The sequence below is a fragment of the Idiomarina sp. 017G genome (assembly GCF_004362265.1).
Taxonomy (GTDB): Bacteria; Pseudomonadota; Gammaproteobacteria; order Enterobacterales; family Alteromonadaceae; genus Idiomarina; species Idiomarina loihiensis.
The window spans coordinates 167,291-190,710 of the sequence record NZ_SNWT01000002.1 but is presented as its reverse complement, the minus strand read 5'-3'; the positions used below and the strand labels follow the sequence as shown (position 1 = coordinate 190,710).

At 47.6% G+C, this 23,420-nt stretch carries 22 protein-coding genes and 1 other RNA gene; 6 read left to right on the top strand and 17 right to left on the bottom strand.

Annotated features, from left to right (window positions below; all coding sequences use genetic code 11):
• Nucleotides 1-2: 2 nt before the first annotated feature.
• Complete coding sequence (locus DEU30_RS06010; RefSeq protein WP_011235327.1) at nucleotides 3-569, bottom strand: UPF0149 family protein; 567 nt, start codon at nucleotides 567-569, stop codon at nucleotides 3-5.
• Nucleotides 570-702: 133 nt separating this feature from the next.
• Between DEU30_RS06010 and zapA the strand changes: the two genes are divergently transcribed.
• Nucleotides 703-1,014: a cell division protein ZapA gene (gene zapA / locus DEU30_RS06005; RefSeq protein ID WP_011235328.1), complete on the top strand. Its 312-nt coding sequence runs from the start codon at nucleotides 703-705 to the stop codon at nucleotides 1,012-1,014.
• 36 nt (nucleotides 1,015-1,050) lie between these two features.
• Nucleotides 1,051-1,235, top strand: a non-coding RNA gene (ssrS, locus tag DEU30_RS06000) — 6S RNA.
• Between the two features lie 3 nt (nucleotides 1,236-1,238).
• Here the strand turns inward: ssrS and DEU30_RS05995 are convergent.
• Complete coding sequence (locus DEU30_RS05995; protein ID WP_114981718.1) at nucleotides 1,239-2,810, bottom strand: amidohydrolase family protein; 1,572 nt, start codon at nucleotides 2,808-2,810, stop codon at nucleotides 1,239-1,241.
• 50 nt (nucleotides 2,811-2,860) lie between these two features.
• Here DEU30_RS05995 and DEU30_RS05990 point away from each other — a divergent pair, with 50 nt between their 5' ends.
• The 3 genes from DEU30_RS05990 to serA all read left to right on the top strand — a co-directional run bounded on the left by DEU30_RS05990 (nucleotide 2,861) and on the right by serA (nucleotide 5,419).
• Nucleotides 2,861-3,448, top strand: a complete 588-nt coding sequence (locus tag DEU30_RS05990; RefSeq protein ID WP_114981717.1) for a 5-formyltetrahydrofolate cyclo-ligase — start codon at nucleotides 2,861-2,863, stop codon at nucleotides 3,446-3,448.
• Nucleotides 3,449-3,521: 73 nt separating this feature from the next.
• Nucleotides 3,522-4,193, top strand: a complete 672-nt coding sequence (gene rpiA, locus DEU30_RS05985) for a ribose-5-phosphate isomerase RpiA (protein WP_011235331.1) — start codon at nucleotides 3,522-3,524, stop codon at nucleotides 4,191-4,193.
• A complete protein-coding gene (gene serA / locus DEU30_RS05980; RefSeq protein ID WP_011235332.1) occupies nucleotides 4,193-5,419 on the top strand; it encodes a phosphoglycerate dehydrogenase in 1,227 nt (408 codons plus the stop codon). Before rpiA ends, serA begins: the two co-directional genes overlap by 1 nt.
• Here serA and phoU read toward each other — a convergent pair.
• The 15 genes from phoU to DEU30_RS05905 all read right to left on the bottom strand — a co-directional run bounded on the left by phoU (nucleotide 5,416) and on the right by DEU30_RS05905 (nucleotide 21,439).
• The gene (phoU, locus tag DEU30_RS05975) at nucleotides 5,416-6,135 is read right to left on the bottom strand and encodes a phosphate signaling complex protein PhoU (protein ID WP_034822281.1); all 720 of its coding nucleotides are present in this window, start codon (nucleotides 6,133-6,135) and stop codon (nucleotides 5,416-5,418) included. The genes serA and phoU overlap by 4 nt on opposite strands.
• A gap of 10 nt (nucleotides 6,136-6,145) precedes the next feature.
• Nucleotides 6,146-6,964, bottom strand: coding sequence for a phosphate ABC transporter ATP-binding protein PstB (gene pstB / locus DEU30_RS05970; RefSeq protein WP_034822279.1), 819 nt, complete (start codon nucleotides 6,962-6,964; stop codon nucleotides 6,146-6,148).
• 59 nt (nucleotides 6,965-7,023) lie between these two features.
• Nucleotides 7,024-8,679 (bottom strand): phosphate ABC transporter permease PstA, encoded by a 1,656-nt coding sequence (pstA, locus tag DEU30_RS05965; RefSeq protein WP_011235335.1) that lies wholly within the window; start codon nucleotides 8,677-8,679, stop codon nucleotides 7,024-7,026.
• 23 nt (nucleotides 8,680-8,702) lie between these two features.
• Nucleotides 8,703-10,967 (bottom strand): ABC transporter permease subunit, encoded by a 2,265-nt coding sequence (locus DEU30_RS05960; protein ID WP_114981716.1) that lies wholly within the window; start codon nucleotides 10,965-10,967, stop codon nucleotides 8,703-8,705.
• Between the two features lie 162 nt (nucleotides 10,968-11,129).
• The gene (locus DEU30_RS05955; protein WP_181813907.1) at nucleotides 11,130-12,107 is read right to left on the bottom strand and encodes a phosphate ABC transporter substrate-binding protein; all 978 of its coding nucleotides are present in this window, start codon (nucleotides 12,105-12,107) and stop codon (nucleotides 11,130-11,132) included.
• 97 nt (nucleotides 12,108-12,204) lie between these two features.
• Nucleotides 12,205-13,500 (bottom strand): phosphate regulon sensor histidine kinase PhoR, encoded by a 1,296-nt coding sequence (phoR, locus tag DEU30_RS05950; protein WP_114981715.1) that lies wholly within the window; start codon nucleotides 13,498-13,500, stop codon nucleotides 12,205-12,207.
• Between the two features lie 17 nt (nucleotides 13,501-13,517).
• A complete protein-coding gene (gene phoB / locus DEU30_RS05945; RefSeq protein ID WP_114981714.1) occupies nucleotides 13,518-14,204 on the bottom strand; it encodes a phosphate regulon transcriptional regulator PhoB in 687 nt (228 codons plus the stop codon).
• A gap of 94 nt (nucleotides 14,205-14,298) precedes the next feature.
• On the bottom strand, nucleotides 14,299-15,216 hold the full coding sequence (locus DEU30_RS05940; RefSeq protein ID WP_114981713.1) for an AEC family transporter: 918 nt from the start codon (nucleotides 15,214-15,216) through the stop codon (nucleotides 14,299-14,301).
• 89 nt (nucleotides 15,217-15,305) lie between these two features.
• Nucleotides 15,306-16,280 carry a porin gene (locus tag DEU30_RS05935; protein WP_227016324.1) on the bottom strand — a complete coding sequence of 325 codons (975 nt, stop codon included), beginning with the start codon at nucleotides 16,278-16,280 and terminating at the stop codon, nucleotides 15,306-15,308.
• A gap of 133 nt (nucleotides 16,281-16,413) precedes the next feature.
• Nucleotides 16,414-17,670 (bottom strand): tetratricopeptide repeat protein, encoded by a 1,257-nt coding sequence (locus DEU30_RS05930; protein ID WP_114981711.1) that lies wholly within the window; start codon nucleotides 17,668-17,670, stop codon nucleotides 16,414-16,416.
• A gap of 11 nt (nucleotides 17,671-17,681) precedes the next feature.
• Nucleotides 17,682-18,290 (bottom strand): energy transducer TonB, encoded by a 609-nt coding sequence (locus DEU30_RS05925; protein ID WP_114981710.1) that lies wholly within the window; start codon nucleotides 18,288-18,290, stop codon nucleotides 17,682-17,684.
• Nucleotides 18,291-18,698, bottom strand: coding sequence for a biopolymer transporter ExbD (locus DEU30_RS05920; protein WP_110014115.1), 408 nt, complete (start codon nucleotides 18,696-18,698; stop codon nucleotides 18,291-18,293). It lies immediately after the preceding gene.
• A gap of 21 nt (nucleotides 18,699-18,719) precedes the next feature.
• A complete protein-coding gene (locus DEU30_RS05915) occupies nucleotides 18,720-19,250 on the bottom strand; it encodes a MotA/TolQ/ExbB proton channel family protein (RefSeq protein ID WP_114981709.1) in 531 nt (176 codons plus the stop codon).
• Between the two features lie 2 nt (nucleotides 19,251-19,252).
• Entirely contained in the window at nucleotides 19,253-20,632 is a 1,380-nt protein-coding gene (locus DEU30_RS05910; RefSeq protein ID WP_114981708.1) for a MotA/TolQ/ExbB proton channel family protein, read from the bottom strand.
• Between the two features lie 12 nt (nucleotides 20,633-20,644).
• Nucleotides 20,645-21,439 carry a DUF3450 domain-containing protein gene (locus tag DEU30_RS05905; protein ID WP_110014118.1) on the bottom strand — a complete coding sequence of 265 codons (795 nt, stop codon included), beginning with the start codon at nucleotides 21,437-21,439 and terminating at the stop codon, nucleotides 20,645-20,647.
• A gap of 176 nt (nucleotides 21,440-21,615) precedes the next feature.
• Here DEU30_RS05905 and DEU30_RS05900 point away from each other — a divergent pair, with 176 nt between their 5' ends.
• Nucleotides 21,616-23,349 carry an ATP-binding protein gene (locus tag DEU30_RS05900; RefSeq protein WP_114981707.1) on the top strand — a complete coding sequence of 578 codons (1,734 nt, stop codon included), beginning with the start codon at nucleotides 21,616-21,618 and terminating at the stop codon, nucleotides 23,347-23,349.
• Nucleotides 23,350-23,420 lie beyond the last annotated feature (71 nt).

The window sequence follows — 23,420 nt, the reverse complement described above, 5'->3', positions numbered from 1 at the left end:
AATTAATGTAAAGTTTTAGGCGGCTGGTTCGCGGGCTGTTCTTTTCGGCCTAACTCGGTGTAGCACATCATGGCTGAAATACGCAGATACTCGACAATTTCGGTGTAGGCTCGTTCTTCTTCCTCATCGCCATCGTCAGTAAATTCTATTTTTGCCAGCTCGACCATGTCTTCAATGGCTTCTTTTAAATCACCACTTAAGTTGGTCATATTTTCCTGATTCACACCATAGCCCACTAAAAAGGCGTTAACCCAGCCAGCCAGTGCGCTTAAGCGGTCAGACAACGGCGTGGTGTCTTCAGGTAACAACAAGCGGTAGCCTAAATCTTCGTCGCCCAGCGAGTGTTCAATTTCTTCCGCCTGCTGTTGCAGCAAGTTCTCCAGCTCGACGGGCAAGCCCTGGCCGTCGTATGCCAGGTCTGACATTAATATCATTAATTCATTGCTTTTGGCGTCGCTGCCGGTGGCTATTAGCCCGGTTAACATGCCCTGCACTTCCGACGCACTTGGCGTCATATCGTACTGCGCGTAAAGCTCAACTAAACGGTCATAATTAAAACGTGTCGACATTCACATTCTGCCTTTGGTTAATCTTGCCCTAATCCTAACACTGGCTTTACGTAATCGCTAGCTGACAAACACCGGTAGCTCATGCCATAATGCCGTTATCAACGCTGTTGAGTCAGTTGCAAGGAGTCTTTGAATGACCGCAAAAACCATGGATATAAAATTGCTGGAACGTAATTACAAGGTCGCTTGCCCCATTGGGCAGGAGAGTGCGTTACAGCAAGCGGCGGATGCGCTTAATGAAAGACTTGAAGAAACCAAGGAACGGACCCAACTGACCAATGTGGAACAGATAGCAGTAATGACAGCCCTGAATTTGTGTCATGAATGGATTCAGGATCAAAATGAACAGTCTGCAAAAACTGCTAAACTGGAAGAGAAAATTCAGTTGCTTCAGGCAACCATTGAACAGGCTATGAGTGAGCAACGCTCACAACGTAACCGTTAACGGTTAAGCTAAAGCAACATTGTAAACCCTTTTTGCGGTTTCCTGGGGTGTTTGCCAGCAGGCTTATGTCCCTGAGCCGATGCTTGTATTAAAAGGGGATCACTGGCCTGCCATGTGCAAGCCCGGCTTGAACCGGGAAGCCTACGGCAGATACCATTTGCTCCCCGCCTTGAACCAATGGGTTCAAGGGCTACAGCCAGCAGCGGCACCTTGGGAAGCCACCCTCATTTTTGGCGATCCGCCTTTTCTTCAGCAACAATGGCTTTAACGTCCTGCAACAGTTGCTGAGCATCGAAAATAATACCGTCTTTAATGGTATACTGAATACCTTCGGTACGCATTGGCTGATTATTATCATCCAGTTTAAAATGCCCGGTGCCATACAGCACTTTAAAGTTGTCCATCGGGTTTTCGTTCACAATGACCATATCGGCTTTTTTACCAATGGCCACTGAACCAATGTCGTCTTCCATATTCAGTGCTTCGGCACCTGCCAGGCTGGCAGCATGAATAACCTCCAACGCGTTTAGACCCGCTTCGCGCAGTAATTCCAGCTCGCGAATGTAGCCAAAGCCGTAAATTTTGTAGATGTAGCCTGAATCCGAGCCAGTGGTAATACGGCCACCGTTTTCATGGAAGTCCTTCAAAAACGTCATCCATTTCTGGTAGTTCTTTTTCCAGGCAATTTCGTTATCGGTGGTCCAGTCAAACCAATACGAACCATGCGCATAGCGGCTGGGTTCAAAAAAGTCCCATAACCGGGGCAGAGTATATTCGTCATGCCAAATAGCCTGACGCTCACGCATTAGGTCACGCGAGGCTTCGTAAATGGTTAAGGTGGGGTTAATGGTAAAGTCGAGTTCAATGAGTTCGTCACGCACCGCGTTCCATTTTTCAGAGCCCGGCTCTGCCGCCTGCTTCCATAAACGCCCGGCTTCTTCAAAACGGTTTTGCTCGTTGTTGTAGTTATAATCTGCCGGGTAGTCCTGCACGCGCTGCTCTTCAAACAAAGCCTCCGGCAAACCATACCAATGCTCCATTGAGGTTAAGCCTGAGCGTGCTGAATCTAATGCGTTCATTGACATCACATTCAGTTGAGCGTGGTGCATCATAGTGCCTAAGCCCTGCTTGTTGGCTTCGTCCAGCGCCGCTTCCATAACCTTACGCGAAGCACCGAAAAACTTAATGCCTTTTGCGCCCTGGTCTTTAATATAACGAACCCACTCGCGTGCCTGTTCGCCATTATAAATGGGCTTATCCCAGCCTTGTCCAAAACCAACGTAGGGAATAATTCGCGGCGACGTAATGCGGTTGTCCGCAGCGCGTTCTTCATGCCACTGAACCCAGTCCAGACCGTTAAAGCTGCCCGGCTCACGAATGGTGGTAATGCCATGTCCTAACCATAGCTTCAGCACGTATTCCGCCGGAATGCCCTTTGCCGATCCGCCAATGTGCGCGTGCATATCGACAAAGCCGGGCAGAATGTATTTGCCGCTGACATCCAGTTCTTTGTCGTTAGCGCCCGCTTCGGGCCGCCCTTCCGGCTTAATTGGCACGCCTGGGTTACCCACGCTGACAATATTCACGATACGGTCTTTCTCAATGACAATATCCACCGGGCCAAATGGCGGCGCACCTTCACCGTTAATTAATGTGCCGCCACGTAAAATAAGGCGTTCGTATGGACCTTCACCGCGGTCACGTTCCGGGGCTTTAGGTGGCGCTTGCACAGCATAGGCTGCAACCGTAAAAGCCATGGCGACCATGGCTAAAGCTATCGTTTTTATTGTTTTCATCGGTTATCCTCAGACCATTCTTCAGCGTTTTTCTAAAAGCAGACTCTAGCATGACCCGACACAATCTCCGACGCAAGTTACAGCAGATTCGCCGCAATTTACCCGCCGAGCAGCAACAAACGGCGGCGCGCGAGGTTGCCAACAGACTGCAACAGCGTTTAAGTCATCTGCAACCAGAACAAACCACAGTAGCCGTATATAAAAGTTTTGACGGTGAACTGCCAACCTTTCCCGTTATTGAAACACTGTGCCAACTGGGGTTTAACACCGTTTTGCCGGTGCTTCACCCTTTTGCTAAAGGTCATTTGCTGTTTTTACGCTATACTCCTGATACCCCCATGACGCTCAACAAGTACGGTATTCAGGAACCTGAATTAAACGTACAGAATGTGGTGCCGCTATCGAACATTCAGATACTGCTGATGCCTCTTGTCGGATTCGATCAAAACGGTAACCGGCTGGGTATGGGCGGCGGCTATTATGATCGCACTTTGGCTCAATGGCATAACGGTTATCAACCCAACTTATCACCCGTAGGGTTAAGCTATAACGAACAACTGGTTCAAAGCATTCCTGTCGAGAGCTGGGACATTCCATTGCCGGAAGTGATAACACCGGCAAAACACTGGCGTTTCTGAAGCAAAGAAACGTCGATAAAAACCAACAAATTCCTTATACTGGCGTATAAAAAACAAACGGAGAAAAACGCTCATGTCAGGCAACGCTGATGCACTCAAAAAAGCGGCAGCAGAAGCTGCTATGCAATACATTGAAGACGGCACTGTGGTCGGAGTCGGCACCGGCTCAACGGTAAACTTTTTTATCGATGCCCTGGCCGAACGAAAGCATGACATAGAGGGTGCGGTATCCAGCTCTGAAGCCTCAACCGAGCGCCTGAAATCGCACGGCATTGAAGTGTTTGAGCTTAACTCGGTTGTGGAGGTACCCATTTACGTAGACGGGGCTGACGAAATTACTGAGCACGGTCAAATGGTTAAAGGCGGCGGTGGCGCATTAACGCGCGAGAAAATTATTGCCGCAGTAGCCAGGAAGTTTGTTTGCGTTGCAGATGAAAGCAAAATGGTTGGCCGCCTGGGTCAATTCCCGGTGCCGGTTGAAGTTATTCCCATGGCGCGTTCGTACGTGGCCCGAGAAATTGTGAAGCTGGGCGGCGACCCGGTGTGGCGTCAGGGTTTTACTACCGACAACGGCAACTGGATCCTCGATGTGCATAACTTCGATATTATGGAGCCAATGAAACTTGAAGCTGAGCTGAATAATATTGTCGGCGTGGTCACTAACGGGCTGTTTGCCCAGCGCGGCGCTGATATCGCTTTAATTGCTCGTGAAGACGGAGTACAAACCCTGAAGGTAAGTGGCTAATGCAGATATCCCTGGCAAAAGACAAAATCAAAGTTTTGCTGCTGGAAGGCGTTCACGAAAGCGCCATTCAGCTATTTCGGCATCATGGCTATCATAATCTGGAAATACTGCAGACTTCGCTAAGCGAAGACGAGCTGTGCGAAAAAATTAAAGACGCCCATATTCTGGGTATACGCTCACGCAGCCAGCTGAACGACCGTGTGTTTGCCGCTGCCGAAAAGCTCATTGCCGTGGGTTGCTTCTGTATTGGCACCAATCAGGTTGATTTAGAAGCAGCGAAAAAGCACGGTGTCATTGTTTTCAACGCACCATTTTCAAATACCCGCAGCGTTGCTGAGCTGGTTTTAGCCGAAATTATTATGTTGTTGCGCGGCATACCGGAAAAAAATGCCGTAGCTCACGAAGGCGGCTGGCTTAAATCAGCCAAGCAGTCTTACGAGGCACGCGGAAAGATACTGGGCATCGTCGGCTATGGCCACATAGGCAGTCAGCTCAGTGTTCTGGCCGAGCAGCTGGGCATGCACATTCGTTACTTTGATATTGAAGACAAACTGCCTATGGGCAATGCTCAGTCGGTAGCCACGTTGGATGACTTACTGGCACAATCCGATATCATCACTTTGCACGTGCCGGAAAATGAGCAGACACAGTGGATGATAGGCCGCCGTCAGATTGAGCGCATGAAGCCCGGCAGCCTGCTGATTAACGCGTCGCGCGGAACGGTTGTGGATATAGACGCTCTTGCTGAAGCCTTGTCGTCACGGCACCTCGCCGGCGCTGCTATTGATGTGTTTCCGGTTGAACCCAAAGGCAACAGCGATGAATTTCTGTCGCCTTTGCGCGGCCTGAAAAACTGCCTGTTAACCCCCCACATTGGCGGCTCAACCTTAGAAGCTCAGGAAAATATTGGCGTTGAAGTGGCCGGAAAACTGGTGCGCTATTCCGATAACGGCTCAACCCTGTCTGCGGTGAACTTCCCTGAAGTTAGCCTGCCGACACACGCAACAGCGCAACGCCTGCTGCATATTCATAAAAACCAGCCGGGTATGCTAAACGCCATTAACCGCATTATCAGTGACAACGAAATTAACGTGGTAGGTCAGTACTTACAAACGGATGAGAACGTTGGTTACGTGGTAATGGACATCGACAGCGATAACGGTGCCGATGTATTGCAGCAACTGAAAGACATTCCGGGCACGATTCGTGCCCGGCGTTTATTCTAGTCTTTTTTACCCATAACCGTGCGTTCCATGCTCTCTGGTGAGACATGGCGCACGTCTTTGCCTTTCACAAAGAAGATAATGTACTCGGCAATGTTCTGACAACGGTCACCAATACGCTCTAAAGAACGTGCAGACCATAGAACATTCATGATTTTTGGAATAGAACGAGAGTCTTCCATCATGTAAGTCATAAGCTGGCGTGTCAGCGCTTCATATTGACGGTCAGCCTGTTCGTCCTGCTGATGCACGTCGTAAGCCGATTCAAGATCCATGCGCGCGAAAGCATCCAGAACTTTATGCAACATGCTTAATACTTGTTGCCCAAGGTTTTCCAGACTCACCAACAGCTGTTGCTGGTCGTTGTTGAAGCTTTCTTTCGCAACCTTAGCAATGCGCTCGGCTTCGTCGCCAATACGCTCTAAATCAGCAATGGTTTTGATAATAGCAATAACCAGACGCAAGTCACTGGCAGCGGGCTGACGTTTAGCAATAATATGTACGCACTCTTCGTCAATCTGCACTTCCAGCTTATTGACTTTGTGGTCACTGCTCAGCACTTTTTCGGCCAGCTCGGCGTCGCCTTTTTGAATTGCTAAAAGTGAATCCTGTAATTGCTTTTCAACCAGGCCACCCATGCTCAATACACGGTTACGCACAGCCTCAAGTTCCTCGTTGAACTTGCCGGAAATGTGCTTGTTCATATTCATCTTATCCATGACACTCTCCTTAACCGTAACGACCGGTAATATAATCTTCTGTTTGCTTCTCAGACGGGGTCGTAAACAGAGTATCAGTATCGGCGTACTCAATCAGTTTACCCATATACAAAAACGCTGTCTGGTCTGAAACGCGCGCGGCCTGCTGCATGTTATGCGTAACAATTACCACGGTATATTTGTCTTTCAAATCGGTGATCAATTCTTCAATGGTCAAAGTCGAAATAGGATCCAAAGCTGACGTTGGTTCGTCCAGCAACAGAATTTCCGGCTCAATGGCAATAGAACGCGCAATAACCAGACGTTGCTGCTGACCACCTGACAAACTGAACGCACTGGCGTTTAGGCGGTCTTTTACTTCGTCCCATAAGGCTGCGCCACGCAGTGACGTTTCTACCGCTTCGTCCAGCACCCGTTTGTCTTTTACACCCTGTAAGCGTAGACCATAAACCACATTCTCATAAATAGACTTAGGAAACGGGTTCGGGCGCTGAAACACCATACCAACACGACGACGCAGCGCTGCTACATCAACGTTCTTGTCGTAAATATTGTGGCCGTGCATATCAATCTGACCTTCAATACGACAAATTTCAACCAAGTCGTTCATGCGGTTAATGCAGCGCAGAAGCGTTGACTTACCACAACCCGATGGCCCGATAAACGCGGTTACGCGGTTATTCGGAATGCGCATAGAAATGTCATACAACGCCTGATCTTCACCGTAGTAAAGATCCAGGTTTTTAATATCTAAAGCAGTCTGTTCTGCTGGCAAGTTGTGTAAGTCCAGCTTTTCTAAGTTGCTTGTACTCGGATTTACCGAAATCATAAGTTCAGACCTTTTCGCTAATTCATCAAAACTGTCGTGTTCAACTGTCGCGTTCAACATTAGTGCTCAAGTGAGCGGTATTTTTCACGTAAGTGGTTACGTACGCCAATGGCTGTTAAGTTCAAACCGACAATAACGGTTATCAGCAAGAAAGACGTAGCGTAAACCAGCGGCCGGGCAGCCTCGACGTTCGGGCTCTGGAAGCCTACGTCGTATATATGAAAGCCCAGATGCATAAATTTTCTGTCCAGATGGAAGTAAGGAAAGTTTCCGTCCAGCGGCAACATAGGCGCCGACTTAACCACACCCACCAGCATCAATGGTGCAACTTCACCTGCGGCACGGGCAACGGCCAGGATCAAACCGGTCATAATAGCCGGAGATGCCATGGGCAGAACAATGCGCCAAATGGTTTCCCACTTAGTAGCACCTAAAGACAAACTGCCTTCGCGCAACGACGGTGGAATACGGGACAAACCTTCTTCGGTCGATACAATCACCACCGGTAGCGTCAGAATAGCCAGAGTTACCGCAGACCACAGAACGCCAGGTGTACCAAATGTCGGGCTGGGTAAGGCTTCCGGATAGAATACCTGGTCGAGGCTACCGCCCACCATGTAAACAAAGAAACCTAAACCAAACACACCATAAACAATAGATGGCACACCCGCGAGGTTGATAACCGCTATACGAATCAGCTTGGTCACGGCGTTTTTACCCGCGTACTCGTGCAAGTAAACAGCCGCAATAACACCAAAGGGCGTCACAATAATCGACATTAACAGCACCATAAAAACGGTACCGAAAATTGCCGGGAATACACCGCCCTCGGTATTGGCTTCACGCGGAGGTTCAGATACAAACTTACCAATTTGCTGGAAGAAATGCCCTATTTTTGAGAAAAAACCCATGTCGTTAGGGAAGTTCACATCCAGCACCTGATACATAGGTACTTTTATTTCCTCACCACGCATGTCGCGCATAATCAGTGAATCGCGACCCGCTTTATCGCGCAGTGCAAACAGCTCTTTTTCATATTCAAGATACTCGTTATGCAGTTCTTCGCGACGACGTTCAATGTCGTCCATGGCTTCCTGAGTTAAGTTCCCCTCAAGCTCAAGACTGCGGCTCTCAAGATTGAGCTGGTTTAGTTTGTAATTAACCGCACCTATTTCGCCTTCCTGCAGCGCCATGGCTTCTTCATTAAGCTCTACCGCTCGTTCCATGCGTTGAAACAGCTCTTCACGCAAGTTGCCTTGTGTCGCAACTCGCTCCCCCTGCTGCTCAATCGCAACGGGATAACCATAAAAGTTACCATCTTTGGTTCGTTCAATAACGGCCAGATCAGCTGGCGTTTCGTCCGCACGAATCGCAGGCCCTAACACCCAGGCAAAATCGAGAGGCACATACTCACGGTTACCAATTTTCATTAGGTAACGAGTCACTTCCTCTTCTTCATAGCCGTCCATGATAGTGCCTGCGTCACTCACTCGTGACGTTGGCACCGACTCGCTTTCATAAATTTCGCCAATTAACGTGCGCGTTGAACCGTCAGCCTGTTCAATAGACATCTCGTGAATAGCTGAAGGCCAGAAAAAAGACAGCCCGCGCCAGCCAATCATAAGCACCAGCCCGATAACGGCTATCAGACTGATACTAACTGAACCGGCGGTTAACCAGATCCAGGGCTTTCCGGATTTAAACCATGTATTCATTGCTATAAACCTCTGTTCCGGAATTACATCGAGCTGTATTTGTCACGCAAGCGTTGACGGACAAATTCAGCAATGGTGTTAAAGAAGAAGGTAAATATGAACAGCACAAAAGCTGCCAGGAACAAAATTCGGTAGTGCGAGCTACCAACCTCAGATTCCGGCATCTCGACCGCAATGTTGGCAGACAAAGTGCGCATACCTTCGAAGATGTTCCAGTCCATAATTGGCGTATTACCGGTAGCCATCAGAACAATCATGGTTTCACCCACAGCGCGCCCCAGACCCATCATAACCGCCGAGAAAATTCCCGGACTTGCAGTTAACAAAATGACTTTAGTCAGTGTCTGCCATGGGGTAGCACCCAATGCCAATGAGCCATTAGATAAATGCTTAGGCACACTGAATACCGCATCTTCGGCAATAGAGAAGATGGTTGGAATAACCGCAAAGCCCATGGCGATACCCACAACCAGCGAGTTACGTTGGTCAAAGGTTATGCCCAGTTCATTGGTTAAATAGCCACGCACATTACCGTCAAACAGAACTTCCTCAACCCAGGGACTCAGGCCAAAGGAGAACCAGCCAACCAGCAAAATAATGGGTATAAGCAACAACGCAGCGCGCCCGTCGGTTACGGTGTTACGAATATTCGGCGGCAGCTTGGACCATAAAAATGCCGTCAGTATTATTGTCGCTGGTACCAACAGCAGAACGGCTATCAGCCCGGGCAGGTACCTCTCTATAATCGGTGCCAACCAAAGGCCAGCCAGGAAACCAAGGATAACGGTAGGCAAAGCTTCCATAATTTCTACCGTCGGCTTTACGTATTTACGTACCGAAGGCGACATGAAATAGGCTGTGTAAACCGCTGCAGCTAAGCCAATAGGCACTGCGAACAACATTGCGTAGGCGGCAGCTTTAATAGTACCGAAAGAAATAGGCACCAAACTGAATTTAGATTCAAAGTCGTCGGAGCCGGAGGTTGACTGCCAGGTGTAGTCAGGCTCTGGGTAACCTTCGTACCAGACTTCCTGCCACATAGCGCTCCAGGTTACCTCAGGGTGTTCATTATCAACATCGAAAACACTGAAGCGGTCGCCACTTTGCATAATAAGATAATTAGCTCGCGGATCGACCATAACGTTTTGCAGCTTGGACTCTAATGGGTTACCGCGATAGAGATCGGCTTCTGAGGTCGTATGGAAAATGCCGAGGTCGCCATTTTCAGAAACCGTGTAGAAGGTCCGGCGATAATATTCTACTTCAATGTTTTCAACCGGAGAGCCGACATCAAAAGAACGAATGTACTGATACTCGCGCCCCTGATCAGTTGATACCTGGAACCACTGAGTAATAAGCCCGGAGTCGTGGGTAACTAAAATAGAGCTGGCACCCGCAAGCAGGTACATACCGGTGGCGTCTCCTTGCTCGCGCGCATCAATTATCATCAATTCCCGTTCGGTGACGTTGCCGGTTAACCCGACGTCAAACACGTGAATTCGGTTGCCCCGACGCGCCATCACCTGACGCAAATCAGGAGTAACCACCAGGTCATCGATACTACCGTTAAGGCTGACCTGGCTAAAAGTTGGCTTTAAGCTGACCTCACCAGTCATAAAGTTTTCTTCAGCAGAGTACTTGGTAATTAATAGATTGTTGCCATTCTGCACCGCAGCAAACAACATCGCTTCGCCATCGGTATCGTAAGCGAGCTTTTCTAAAGGCTGGCCATTTTCAGCTACGGTAAGAGGGTCACCATTATTAAGCACTTCAACTCTTGGGGTAATGGTACGCTCGGCTATACCAGTTTTCGGGTCTTCAGCAAAAGTCACCCTGAACTTAGGCTCGACGACTACCGCGGACCCATCATCTAGTCCATACGCATACTGTTTATTAACCGGCAAGCTACTTGCGAAACTGGTCACTTTATCAGCTTCTACAATTGCTTTAGAGCTGATTATATCGCCCGCTTCACGGTTTGCTGCTCGCTTATCACTTAAAGCGAAAAACTGGAACTCCCCTGAACGCATCAGGCGGTATCCTATTTCGGCTTGCTCTTCCATACCAACAGCACTGACTCCTTCGCTGTTTGGCAAAGAAAAGCTTTGTTGTTCAGTTAAATCAACTGAGCGGAATATAGGCTGGACAACATAAAGTAGATAGAAAAAGATAAGCAACAGCGCTACCAACACCATAATACCACCTAAGGTGACACCATAGCGTGCGGCACGATCTTTAAATAATCGGCCCCGATTAGCGGCTAGTTGTTGAGCTGACAGTGATGCCATCAGAAACCTCAAGTTTGAATACGCGTTACTAAAAGTCTGCAGACAGTTTAGTTGAATAATGTGACAGTATTGTTACACCACTGTCATATTTTCTTAATAATGCAGTAATAGTTATAAAAAAAGCCGGCAGCAAGCTACCGGCTATTCGTTTTCAGGGAAAAATTACTCTAAGCCAAGCTTCTTCAGTTCGGCTTTAACTACCGCATTTGGTAACCCGATGTAACCGTCTTTATTGACAATATCCTGACCTGTTTTTGACAAAATCATGCGCAGGAACTCGCCTTCCGCTTTACCCAAAGGTTTAGTCGGATGCTTATTCACATAAATGTACAGGAAGCGAGCTAATGGATACTGACCTGCCAACGCATTTTCAGCGGTTGCACCAATAAACTCCTGACCTTCGGCTTTAGCGATAGGTACCGCTTTAACGCCTGACGTTACATAACCAATACCGGAATAACCAATCGCATTAATTGAGGTAGAAACTGACTGCACCACAGACGCTGAACCCGGCTGCTCGTTCACGTTCGAACGGAAGTCGCCGTCACATAACGCTATTTCTTTAAAATAACCATAGGTGCCGGATACCGAGTTACGGCCATAGAGCTGTAAGTCGCGGTTGCTCCATTCACCGTCCATATCAAGGTCGCCCCAGCGGTTCACTTGTTGATTCAGGCCGCACTTACGAGTTGATGAAAAAATAGCATCAACTTCTGGAATCGTCAGACCTTCAATAGGGTTATCTTTGTGTACAAATACTGCTAAGGCGTCAATTGCAACGCGAACCGGAGTTGGTTTGTAACCGTGGCGTTTTTCAAAAGATTCTATTTCTTTTGACTTCATTGCACGGCTCATAGGACCGAAGTTTGATGTGCCTTCAGTTAAGGCCGGAGGCGCTGTTGAAGAACCTGCCGCCTGAACCTGAATGTTTACGCTTGGGTAGTTGCGCTTAAACTCTTCACTCCAGAAGGTCACCATATTAGCCAGGGTATCAGAACCCACTGACGACAAGTTGCCTGATAAACCGCTGACTTTTTCGTATTCTGGTAAATCGTCAGTTGCCGCAGCTAACGAGCTGAACGCCAGTGAACCTGCAACCACTAAACCGGTTAATGTCTTGTTCAAAGTTGATTGAAACATAGTGTATTCACCTCTAAGGGTTATTGAACTGTTTTCGAATTATGGTCAGTTTAAGACGGTTATGTGACAGCTTTATGACAATATGAAAATTTTATGACTAACTGACTAATAGCCCACTCGGTATTCGAAATGAAAAGCGACTGCCCTTTTCCAGCGAACTATTAATGTCTAATTGCGAGTTGTGATGTTCTATTGCGTGCTTCACTATCGACAGCCCTAACCCGGTGCCACCACTGGCACTGTTGCGGTCATCCTCAACTCGGTAGAAACGCTCGGTCAGGCGCGGCAAGTGTTCTGCAGCAATGCCTTTACCGTTATCTTTCACGCTAAACTCAACACCACCGGCTACGGTTTTCCAGGTGACTTTTATTTCACCGCCGTCGGGTGTGTAATTAATAGCATTGGTTATTAAATTCTGCATCGCACTGCGCAGCAGATTTTCTTTGCCGTAAATCCGCACGGGTGCAACGTCAAACTCAATCTTATGTTGTTTCGCTTCGTTTAAACGCTTCGCTTCAGACTCTAACTGTTCCAGCAAAGCCGGCATGTCTACTTCGTGATCAAAGACATCGTTACTTGGTGTTTCCATGCGCGACAGCGTAAGCAGTTGGTCCACCAGGTTGGCCATGCGGGTGCTTTGAGCATTCATGTTCTCGACGGCTTTTTTCAGCATGGCTGGCGGCGTCTGTTGCGGCTCATCCATCATTTCCAGATACCCCTGCAATACTGTCAGCGGCGTTTTCAGTTCGTGAGACACGTTTGCCACAAACTCACGACGTAAGTTCTCCAGACGTTTTACCTGAGTTACGTCACGGGCAACCAGAAGAAACTGGTCTTCACTGTACGGCATAATGCGAATTTCAATATCCAGGCTGTCACGAATGGGCGAAGGGATCGTCAGTTCTTCGTCAAAATTACCGGCATTAAGGTAAGCATAAAATTCAGGATGCCGAATCAGGTTTGATAACCGCTGTCCGGCGTCATCCGGCCAACGCAAACCGAAATAAAACTGCGCCAGCTTGTTACTCCACAGCAATGCTCCGTCGGCACGGAATACAATAGCAGCGTCAGGCAAAGCTTCAGCAGCTTCACGAAAACGTCGTAATAAGCGTGCTAAAGATTTACGTCTTTTCTGACTGCGTCGCTGCGAGCGATAAATACCATCGTAAATATACGACCAACTACCCGGCGCAGACGGCGGCATGAGAGTGCGGCTTTGCCACAACCATTTAATGAGTTTTTGCTGATAATAATAATGCCAGCAGACCAGCCCTAATAACGCCAGAGCCATGACCGGCCAGAACAGGTCAAACAGCCAGCCAATAAACAAAAACGGCAGCAGAAATAGGCCAAGACTGGTCAGTGACTGCCAGTTAGAGTAGTTCCTGTCCATACTAAATTAGCCTGAACTTAGCGACTTGAAAAACGATAGCCAACTCCACGAACCGTCTGAATCAAACGGTCGTAACCATGTTCGGTCAGGGCTTTACGCAAGCGCCGGATATGAACATCGACAGTCCGGTCTTCAACATAGACGTTAGTGCCCCAGACATGGTCAAGCAGCTGTTCACGGCTGTATACGCGCTCAGGATGTGTCATAAAGAAGTGCAGTAACTTAAACTCTGTCGGACCCATATCAACAGCTTTGTCTTCGACCGAAATACGGTGCGAGACAGGATCAAGTTTTAAGCCTTCAACTTCCAGCGGTTCATCAAGCACCGTTGGCGCAACACGGCGAAAAACGGCACGCATGCGAGCCATGAGCTCTTTAGGAGAAAAAGGTTTGGTAATATAGTCATCAGCGCCCACTTCCAGGCCTTTAACTTTATCCTCTTCCTCACCTCTTGCTGTCAGCATTATGATAGGAATATTACGGGTAAAATCGTCGCCTTTAATTTTTTTTGCCAGCTGCAGGCCTGAGCCCCCCGGAAGCATCCAGTCTAGCAATACCATGTCCGGATATGGTTCAGCAATTTTATCTACAGCAGCGTCAAAGTCGTTGGCTTCCACAGCTTGATAACCGTGTTGTTCCATAACAAAGCTCAACATCTCACGAATAGGCGCTTCATCTTCAACAATTAGAATTCTACGTGACATGCATTGTTTCCCTAATATGAACTGATGGTTCAATTATTACCAAAGAATATGACACTTTTATGAATTGGGACACATCTCTGTAAAATTTCTTATATCAATGCGCAGAGAGTAACTGCAATAATTGGTAAACAATAGGTAAGGAAACAAAAGCAAATAAGATACCGTAGCCGACCATAGCCGCCGATAAACGCGGCGCCAGCCCCGCCATGATAGCCACTGCGCCCGCCGTTATCATAGGTGGCATGGCACTTTCAAAAATGGTGACCTGTACCAACGTGCTGTCAAAACCAAAACCATACAATAAGCCAACGGTGACCAGAGGCATTAGGACCAGTTTCGTCAATAAACCGATAGTTAATGGTGTTTTACTGCCCTTAGGCAAGCGGAATTTCAACTGAAAACCCACCGCTATCATAATGACCGGCACTAATGTCACCGCCAACGAGTCAATTAGCCGCTGAAAAACTTCCGGATAAACCAAAGATTTCGTTAACAACGCAATAATTAGCGCAATAAACGGCGGAAACGTCATAATTTGACGGGTAACACTGCCCACTGTGGGTTTATCGTCCTGTTCACGGTACAAAGCGATAACAATGGTCGAGTAAATTGCCAGACCAAAAAAGGAACCAAACTGGTCGTACAGTAAGCCGTAGACAATAGCGTCACTGCCGTAAAAGGCTTCTATCATTGGGAAACCAAAGAACGAAGTGTTGCCCAGTGGCACACAAATAAGTAACGCGCCGACCACTTCCCGGGGCCATTTAAAGGCTCGCCCTAACAACCATATAAAAACAGCACTAAAGGCTAAAAGAATCCAGGGAATAACAACCGGAATCAGCAGATCAGTAGAAAACTCCAGAGCCGGAACTTTACTGAATATAACGCCGGGTAAGGCAGCGTAAATAACGTAGAGATTGAGAACTTGCGCTGTGTTGTCCGGGCATTTGCCGGTACGCTTCAGGATAAAACCAATAAGTAAGTAGAGCCCCAATACAGCGAGGTTGATCATAGCGTACAGATAGGTTGAGAGTGACCGCTATAGTGTAGCCTGACAAAGAGTGTCAGGCTACTTTTGTGTTTTTCTTTAGTAGAAAACGATTACCAGGAAAAGTCGTGGCGGATACCTACAGCAAAGAAGTCTTGCTCGATACCCGGTGTTGCGCCGCAACCCTTAGTAGAATAGAGGCTGATGTCGCACTCACGGCCGGTGTACCAGGCATAAACGCGAGTGTCGCCGCTGAAGAAGTAATCGGCACCCACAGATAATGAAGCGTCATTATCTGTGTCATCATCTATGGCCTGATACTGCGCTTTAAAAACCCAGTTATCATATGGGTGAGCAGCACTGATCAGGTAACCGTCAGAGTCGTATGACCCATTGATGGTTTCAAATTGCTGCAGTACAACACCCACCCGAGTTTTTCCAAACTTAGTGGCACCTGTTAACTGAGTAACATCATAACCATTCACATCGCGATCAAAGGCTAGCGCAGCGTAGTACTTGGTTTTCTTTAGCTTGCTGTCACCGTACAACAGACCGAACGAAAATCCGTCATCAACATTGTCATCTTCTGACGCTATGTAAGTAACACCAAAACTAAACCCCTGATAAGAAGGAGAATAATAAGTCAAAGTATTGTCCGGGCGATTCTCACCCTTGAACAAACTTTTTAAGTCAGCTTCAAAATCTTTAAACTCATCGACTGAACCCTGAGAGTCCTTCAGAAAGGTATCGTAACGGCCTATCATTACTTTACCAAAGTTACCGCGCAAGCCGACAACCTGTTCACGGTTAGTCACTGCGTCTTCGTCATCATCTGAGTCGGCTAAGTCAACGCCAAACTCAATTTGATAAAAAACTTCTAAATCAGACTCAAGTTCGCTGGCACCTTTAAAACCAAAGCGCGATGAATTACTCACCACCTCGGTTTCAGAACCAAAACCATAGTCATTACTTTGAAACGAAACATTTGCCCGGCCATAAACCGTTAAACTGTCATCATTATTAGCGAAAGCCGAAAAGCTGGCTGCGGTGGCAGCAATCAATAACGGAACCGAGTGCTTATTCATCATTATCCTCACCCAAAACAATAAAACTGTATAAATTTCGCGCACATTATAATGAATGGAAAATTTATTACAGTTTTTTTTCGTTTTTTAGTCAATCAAATGACAGTATTGTTGGGATAAGGTTATAAATACTCGTTTATTGTAAGTTTGCCATTTGCTGTTGCTGCTCATGCTGGCTTTTCGCGTACTTAAGCCATTGTTTTGCCGAGCGCTCCACGCCTTCAATTTCAGCTGCCTGCTTAAAAGATTCAATAGCCTGGTCGTAACGCTTTAAATTCAGTAAGGCCATGCCTTCAGCCAGATACAGATTCCCTTCGTTATCCAGATCACCTCTATTAAAGGCCTGTTCTGCATATTCCACAGCGGCTTCATTGTTATCCAAAGTTAAATACAGCTGAGCTATTTGCGCCGCAAAGTTTCCGTGTTCAACTTTTTCCGAAGCTTTCTTATAGGCACTAATGGCTTTTTCATTCTCTTTAGCCTGAGTATAGGCCTGACCCACAAATTTCAGGTTATCGACAGAGGCATCAACTTTGCCTTTAGACATAGCTTCCTGCATGGTTTCTGCCGCTTTGTACGGCAATTCATTAAAGTAATAAGCCTGAGCTAACTGCCGCCACTCACTGCCTGTTTCGATATACCCCTGTTGATGCGCGGCTTCCAGTACCGCCAGCTGTTTCTCGTCCTGTTCCAACTGCGCGTAAACACCTGCCAGTTGCACCCAATACTCCGGCTTGCTGTAACTGGTCACTAAACGCTCCATAACCTTAGCTACCTGCTGCGGCTGCTCCAGTTCATAATGCAATGCGCGCTTTAAAATCAACCAGTTTTCATCTGGTATTTTGTTTTCTGCATCGACAGCTGCAATGGCTTTATCAATTAGAGACAAAGCTTCCCGGTGTTTATCAGCCTGGTAATAAGCTTGTGCTTTTAACACCCAGGCTTTACCCATCTCACCTTCTTCCGCAAGCCCTTCCCATTGGTCTAAAAAGCTAATTGCGCGCTGGAACTGGCCATCACTTAAGGCAAGTTGAGCCAGGCTGTACAGCGTGCTTTTTTCCAAAGATTCAGGAATAGGCGACTCTTTCACAACCTTTTCAAAGTAGTTAATAGCCTCTTTGGTATTGCCCTGCTCGTAATACATGAAACCGTAGAAGTTCCACATCATGGCGCGTTCGTAGCTGTTCATACTATCGGCTTTTTCTGCCACTTCGCCCAGTATCGAAATACCTTCGGCGAGGTTGCCATTATCCGCCTGCTCCTGAGCGCGGGCCAATTGTCCGTATACTTTTTCCCGTAACGCCGGAACCCGTTCAGTCTGTTGTGCCAGCACCGGGTGGGCAAAAGCCAGCCAGCAACTGCAAGCCGCAAAAGCAATGAGTTTCAATTTCATAAGTCACCCAATCAGTTCATTTCAAAGGTCATGCGGTTGCGAACACCGTCCACTTCCACCGCCTCGCCATCAATCACCCGAGGTTTGTATTTAAACTTCAGTACGGCATCCATCGCGGCCTGATCGAAAATTCCTTCGGGGTCAGCTTCGACCACGATAGGATCACGTACCGAGCCCTGTTTTGTTACGGTAAACTCCACCACCACGTAACCTTCTATACCACGCTGCAATGCCCGGCGAGGATACGCAGCCTGAACTTTCACAATAGGCAGATACTCGCCGTCGCTTGCCTGCAACGACATGCCACTGCCAATGTCGGCACCGCTGTCCATATTCGCTGAAAAGTCATAACCCGCCCCAGCATCAGTTTCCGCAATATCATTGTTCATCTGCGGCTGAGGTAAGTCCTCCGGTGGCTGCTCGGGTTCCGGAGGGCGTTCAGGTTTGCGCTCCTTTTCCTGCACTTCTTCAGGCTCAGGCGTGCGCACAAAGTCCAGCACGCTGCCTCGCGGCGGTTCGTTCATTGCCCCTTCGCCACCACTGATCAAAGACTGCATCAGGTAAAACAAACCAATGGTGACAAAAGCTGCAACCAGTAATGCTGCCAGGAATCTCATCATTTACTCTTCATCCGTTGCTACAGAAACGTCGTAAACCCCTGCCGAGCGGGCTGCATCCATTACCTTAATTAACACCCGGGTGTTTGACTCCTGATCCGCCTGAATCACCACCGACCCCTGCGGGTTTTCCGCGTACAGACGTTCGATATTAGCCTGCACAGCCCGTACATCGACCTGGCGCTTATCAATCCAAATTTCGTTGTTTTCACTTATCGCGATTAAGATATTGGCGCGGTCTTTCTGCACTGCGGTGGCCGCATCAGGGCGGTTCACATCAATACCCGCTTCTTTGACGAAAGAAGCCGTGACAATGAAGAAAATCAACATAATGAACACCACGTCCAGCATCGGTGTCATATCGATAGCACTTTCTTCTTCTTCAACTAAATTGGCAAAATGCTGCTTCATAATCCTGTCCTCGACATCACCTTAGTGACGTTCCAATAAAATTTTATCTTCCAGCTTCATGCGTTCACGACGTGTGGTGCGTTGTAGCCAGGTTGCGGCAAACACTCCCGACAAGGCACCAACCATACCCGCCATAGTCGGAATGGTGGCTTTAGAAACACCCGACGCCATGGAGCGGGCACTGCCAGTTCCGGTCACAGCCATCACATCAAACACTTCGATCATGCCGGTTACGGTACCCATCAGACCCAGCAGAGGGCACAGTGCAACTAACGCTTTTATCACCGGTAGGTTTCCACCTAATGCCAGACTCACGCGGGAAATCATTGCCTGCCGAATTTGCTCTGCGTTCCAGGACGACTTGTCTTCACGCTGCTGCCAACGTTGCCGCGTTTCTTTTACATTTGTACGGTGCCCGTTGAGATAATAAAAAATGCGTTCAAGAATCATCAGCCACATAGTAAAAATGAGGATTCCGATGACCAGCAGAACTTGTCCGCCGGCCTCGATGAAGTCTCTAATTGCATTACTGAATTCAATGAGGAATAACACGGTTACTCTCCTCGCTCAGACCGCTCCGCGATAATGCCGGATGCTTGTTCCTGCAGTATATGAATCAGGTTTTTGCTACGCGTATGCAAAGTCGCGAACAGTAACGTCATTGGAATCGCAACCACCAGACCCAGCACCGTTGTTACCAATGCCTGCGAAATACCGCCAGCCATTAGTTTCGGGTCGCCCGTACCAAATAAGGTAATAGCCTGGAAGGTATTGATCATACCGGTTACGGTTCCCAGCAGACCCATCAGCGGTGCGACTACTGAAATAATCTTAATAAACGTCAGGTTGCGGGTGATTTTAGGCACTTCGCGTAAAATACCTTCGCTAAGCTTCAATTCCAGGGTTTCAGTGTCAGCCTGCGGATACTTGTCTTTCAGCAACATCACCCGGCCCAGCGGGTTATCATCGCTCGGCTTATCTTTTTTCAACTGACGCTTCACTTTATTACCCAGCAGCATCAGCGAGACAAAGCGTTCCAGTGCAAACAGCAGACCAATAGCACCCAGAGCTAAAATGATGTAACCAACGGTTCCACCCTGATCAATACGTTCACCCAAACTTGGCGCCTGAACTAACAGACTCAGAATTGAACCACCGGTGGGGTCAAGACCAAAAGTCACAACGCCGCTGTCAGTTTGCTGAATTTCTTCTGCGGTACTGAGGTAACGTCCTGATGGCTGACGAACCAGCTCAGCAACAGAGCCGGTAGAACTCATGCGCTCCAGGTATTTGCCGTCTGACACTAAGTTAAACGAACCAACACGAACCACTTGTTGCTCTTCTTTGTCACCATCGGCCTCAGTTACCTGAGTGGTAAATTCCGCAATTTTACCTGACTCGGTCATTTCCTGTTGCAACGCGAACCAGACACTTTCAATGTCTTCAATAGAGGCCAGCTTAGACGAAGACCCCATACGTTCAGCAAGTTCGGATAACCGCTCGGCACGGTTAGGGAACTGAGCAGAAATAACTGAGTTTTCAAAGTTACTGGAGGCATCGTTAGCTACCTGCTGCAGCACACCGAATAGCTCTTTTAGTGAGCCCATACGCTGCGTTAAAGTATCGCTCAGGTTGCCCAAATCAACTTCGTTCTGCTCGAACTGAGTTTCCAGTTGTTCCGCTCGTTGTTCCAGACGATTGCGCTCGGCAATAGCGGCCTCAAGCATGGCCTTTTGTTCTTGCTCTCTTTCACGAAAACGCTGTTCACGTTCTTTATTGTTCTGCGACTGAGAAAACTTTCCCTGTTGCAGTTGCTGCAAAAGCTCATCCAGGTTAATTGGGTCTTGCGGAGCTGGTGCTGCTAAGGCGGTAACAGAAGTGACTGCCAATACCGTCGCTGAAAACCATTTTGCAATATGCTTACTTAATCTCATGGCTATCACCCCTTATTGCCCGGCGCTGTTGTTAGTGGAACTGGTCGATTTATTTGCGAACAAAGGCATCATCAGTAAATCTGGTGCCAGTTGTTTTCTGGCAATACGAATAGCTTCTTCAACTGCAGGTAAGTGCTTACTATCAAGCTCTTCCCAACTGCGCGTTTCCTGATTCCACAATCCAAGATGTTCACCGTCGCGGGTTTTATAAATTAACGCGACACGACCCACACGCAGGAAGGTGACGTCTTGTTGCTGACCATCAATTTCGTGCTCGGCGGTATAAGCTTCAATGTTGCGACCGTAGTCAGCCTCTATCTGGTAAGCTTCCATAACCCGACGAAACTTCTCAGAAACGTCAACGTTAGCTCTTTCCATCAGGTCGTTCAGCTGCTGTAAGCGTTCACTTCGCTCTATCTGCAAAAACGGCACATCCAATTCAACAAAAGACTCAAGCGAGTCAATCATACGTAACATCAAGGGAGTAATTTGACGCTCAACATAACTGACCTGATCAATAGAGTTATTGATGTCGCTTTTTTCGCTTTCCTGACTATCGATTTGCTGCTCGACTTGTGCGGTATAAACCTTTAACCCATCAATTTCTTTCATGATGCGTTTATACTGTTGCAGTCGTTCCTGCATATCATCGGAAATTTGGTCTATAGTCAGCTGCGACTGACGAGCAGATTCATTGATAGAGGAAGCCTGCTCAACCACAGGTTCCAGTGTGTCCTGTTGCGAATAAGCCGGAGCCGCGACTAAGGCTGCAACAGCTAAAGCGCCAGCAGAAGTAATTAACTTCATAAGTTATGACCTTTGTGAATTAATTTGTGGCGACTTTAGTGACTTTTCGTGACAGCTTAATGACTGTAATATGTCATTTTTGTGTCAGTGCTTTTTATTGGCCGGATTGCTTTATTGCGTTATTTCAGTCAATGAATTAGTTTATCCCTATCTGTACAACTCGTTGACCTCAGTCTATGGCAATCAAAAGTATTTCATCCTCCTTATTAACTCGTGTGCTTTCCGTCTACTTTTTGTTGACGTTAATTGTGACCGCGATACAAATTGGAGCCGAATACTTTGATACTAAACGGGTACTGATTGCCGAACTGCAAAACCAGCAAAGCACCTTTAATGGCTCTCTTACTCGTTCGCTTTGGGAGTTTAACAGCAATCAAATTGATACCATTGCCGACGGCCTTATTAGTATTCCCGCTATTGCCGGGGTTCTTATCCGCGACGATGCCGGTAATATTTTGGTGCAGCTGGGCGAAACCACAACTATGAGTGACTTGCCTGACGACAATAGCGAAGGTGCTCTTCTGCCGGAACGTAACGGTATTTTTGGCTACTACGATTCACTCATATTTGAATTTTCGGGCCACTCCACCAAAGTGGGTGATGTCAGCCTGTTTTCGACCCGCGACATTGCCATTGACCGTATTAAAGTGAGCCTTGGCTTTATTATCGGTAACGCCATTATTAAAAGTATCTTCCTTATTGTGCTTTTCACTATTGCCTTTAACCGCATGCTGAACCGGCCACTAAGTGACTTAACTCAGCAAATTAAAGGGTTCCGGCTGGATAACTTAGAGCGCTCCAGAATTCGCTTAGACGACCAGCACAACAATGAACTGGTGCTGGTCGAGCAGGCCTATAACCAGCTGCTGGACAATATTGAAGAATATCAGTCGGATCTGGACCGTACCCAAAAGAAACTTAAAGCCGCTAACCGCCAGCTGGATGAACAAAATGCCATACTTGAACAGGAAGTGGCGCGCAAAACATCCAGTTTAAGTCAGGTTATGCTTGACCTTGAGCAACGCAAGAACGAGCTGGAAATGCGCCAGGAAAAACTGGAGCGCGAAGTTGGCCAGCGCCGTGCAATTGAAAACACATTGCGCCAGTCTAACCAGCGGCTGGAGTCCTCCCTTAATAACCTGCGGGAAACTCAGCAACAACTTATTGAATCGGAAAAAATGGCTTCGCTGGGTGGGCTGGTTGCCGGTATTACGCACGACGTGAATACGCCCATAGGTATTAGCGTTACGGCGTCTTCTTACTTACGCGAAAAACTCGACACTCTGGATCAGTCGCTGCTTAATAAAGAACTGACGCAAACGCAACTGAAGAAGTTTATAGAAGAAGGCCGCGAAAGCCTTAACTTACTGGACAGCAACCTGCACCGCGCGTCCGATCTTATTAGCAGCTTTAAACAAGTGGCTGTCGACCAGGCGTCGGACGCTATCCGCGACATTAACCTGAAAAGTTATATCGAAGACTTAGTTCAGTCTTTGCAGCCTCATCTTAAAAAGACCAACCATCAGGTGCGTCTTGAATGTGCCGATGACATTTTCATACGCTGCCCGGCCGGCGCTTTATCGCAAATTTTCACGAATCTGATTCTTAACTCGCTACGCCACGCCTTTGACGGGATTAGTGAAGGCCTTATGATCATTTCTATCCGGCTTGATGGCGAAACTCTTCAGGTGCACTATTCTGACAATGGTAATGGTTTATCCGAAGCTCAACTTAAGCGGTTATTCGACCCCTTCTTTACCACGAAAAGAGACCAGGGTGGCAGCGGCCTGGGTACGCATATTGTCAGAAACCTGGTCACTCAGACACTGTCTGGTGAAATCAGCGCTGAGAGCGAACCCGGTAAAGGTTTAAGCTATTTCTTTTCATTTTCTGTACAGGTTTTAAACTGACAGCTCAGCCCTAACGGGCTACAATCTCTGCCCTTATTTTTGTTTTATTTGTTGCGACAGGAACAGCTTAC

Coding starts and splice junctions, on each gene's coding strand:
- DEU30_RS06010 (WP_011235327.1), bottom strand. CDS start 569: ATGTCGACACGTTTTAATTATGACCGTTTAGTTGAGCTTTACGCGCAG.
- zapA (WP_011235328.1), top strand. CDS start 703: ATGACCGCAAAAACCATGGATATAAAATTGCTGGAACGTAATTACAAG.
- DEU30_RS05995 (WP_114981718.1), bottom strand. CDS start 2,810: ATGAAAACAATAAAAACGATAGCTTTAGCCATGGTCGCCATGGCTTTT.
- DEU30_RS05990 (WP_114981717.1), top strand. CDS start 2,861: ATGACCCGACACAATCTCCGACGCAAGTTACAGCAGATTCGCCGCAAT.
- rpiA (WP_011235331.1), top strand. CDS start 3,522: ATGTCAGGCAACGCTGATGCACTCAAAAAAGCGGCAGCAGAAGCTGCT.
- serA (WP_011235332.1), top strand. CDS start 4,193: ATGCAGATATCCCTGGCAAAAGACAAAATCAAAGTTTTGCTGCTGGAA.
- phoU (WP_034822281.1), bottom strand. CDS start 6,135: ATGGATAAGATGAATATGAACAAGCACATTTCCGGCAAGTTCAACGAG.
- pstB (WP_034822279.1), bottom strand. CDS start 6,964: ATGATTTCGGTAAATCCGAGTACAAGCAACTTAGAAAAGCTGGACTTA.
- pstA (WP_011235335.1), bottom strand. CDS start 8,679: ATGAATACATGGTTTAAATCCGGAAAGCCCTGGATCTGGTTAACCGCC.
- DEU30_RS05960 (WP_114981716.1), bottom strand. CDS start 10,967: ATGGCATCACTGTCAGCTCAACAACTAGCCGCTAATCGGGGCCGATTA.
- DEU30_RS05955 (WP_181813907.1), bottom strand. CDS start 12,107: ATGTTTCAATCAACTTTGAACAAGACATTAACCGGTTTAGTGGTTGCA.
- phoR (WP_114981715.1), bottom strand. CDS start 13,500: ATGGACAGGAACTACTCTAACTGGCAGTCACTGACCAGTCTTGGCCTA.
- phoB (WP_114981714.1), bottom strand. CDS start 14,204: ATGTCACGTAGAATTCTAATTGTTGAAGATGAAGCGCCTATTCGTGAG.
- DEU30_RS05940 (WP_114981713.1), bottom strand. CDS start 15,216: ATGATCAACCTCGCTGTATTGGGGCTCTACTTACTTATTGGTTTTATC.
- DEU30_RS05935 (WP_227016324.1), bottom strand. CDS start 16,280: ATGATGAATAAGCACTCGGTTCCGTTATTGATTGCTGCCACCGCAGCC.
- DEU30_RS05930 (WP_114981711.1), bottom strand. CDS start 17,670: ATGAAATTGAAACTCATTGCTTTTGCGGCTTGCAGTTGCTGGCTGGCT.
- DEU30_RS05925 (WP_114981710.1), bottom strand. CDS start 18,290: ATGATGAGATTCCTGGCAGCATTACTGGTTGCAGCTTTTGTCACCATT.
- DEU30_RS05920 (WP_110014115.1), bottom strand. CDS start 18,698: ATGAAGCAGCATTTTGCCAATTTAGTTGAAGAAGAAGAAAGTGCTATC.
- DEU30_RS05910 (WP_114981708.1), bottom strand. CDS start 20,632: ATGAGATTAAGTAAGCATATTGCAAAATGGTTTTCAGCGACGGTATTG.
- DEU30_RS05905 (WP_110014118.1), bottom strand. CDS start 21,439: ATGAAGTTAATTACTTCTGCTGGCGCTTTAGCTGTTGCAGCCTTAGTC.
- DEU30_RS05900 (WP_114981707.1), top strand. CDS start 21,616: ATGGCAATCAAAAGTATTTCATCCTCCTTATTAACTCGTGTGCTTTCC.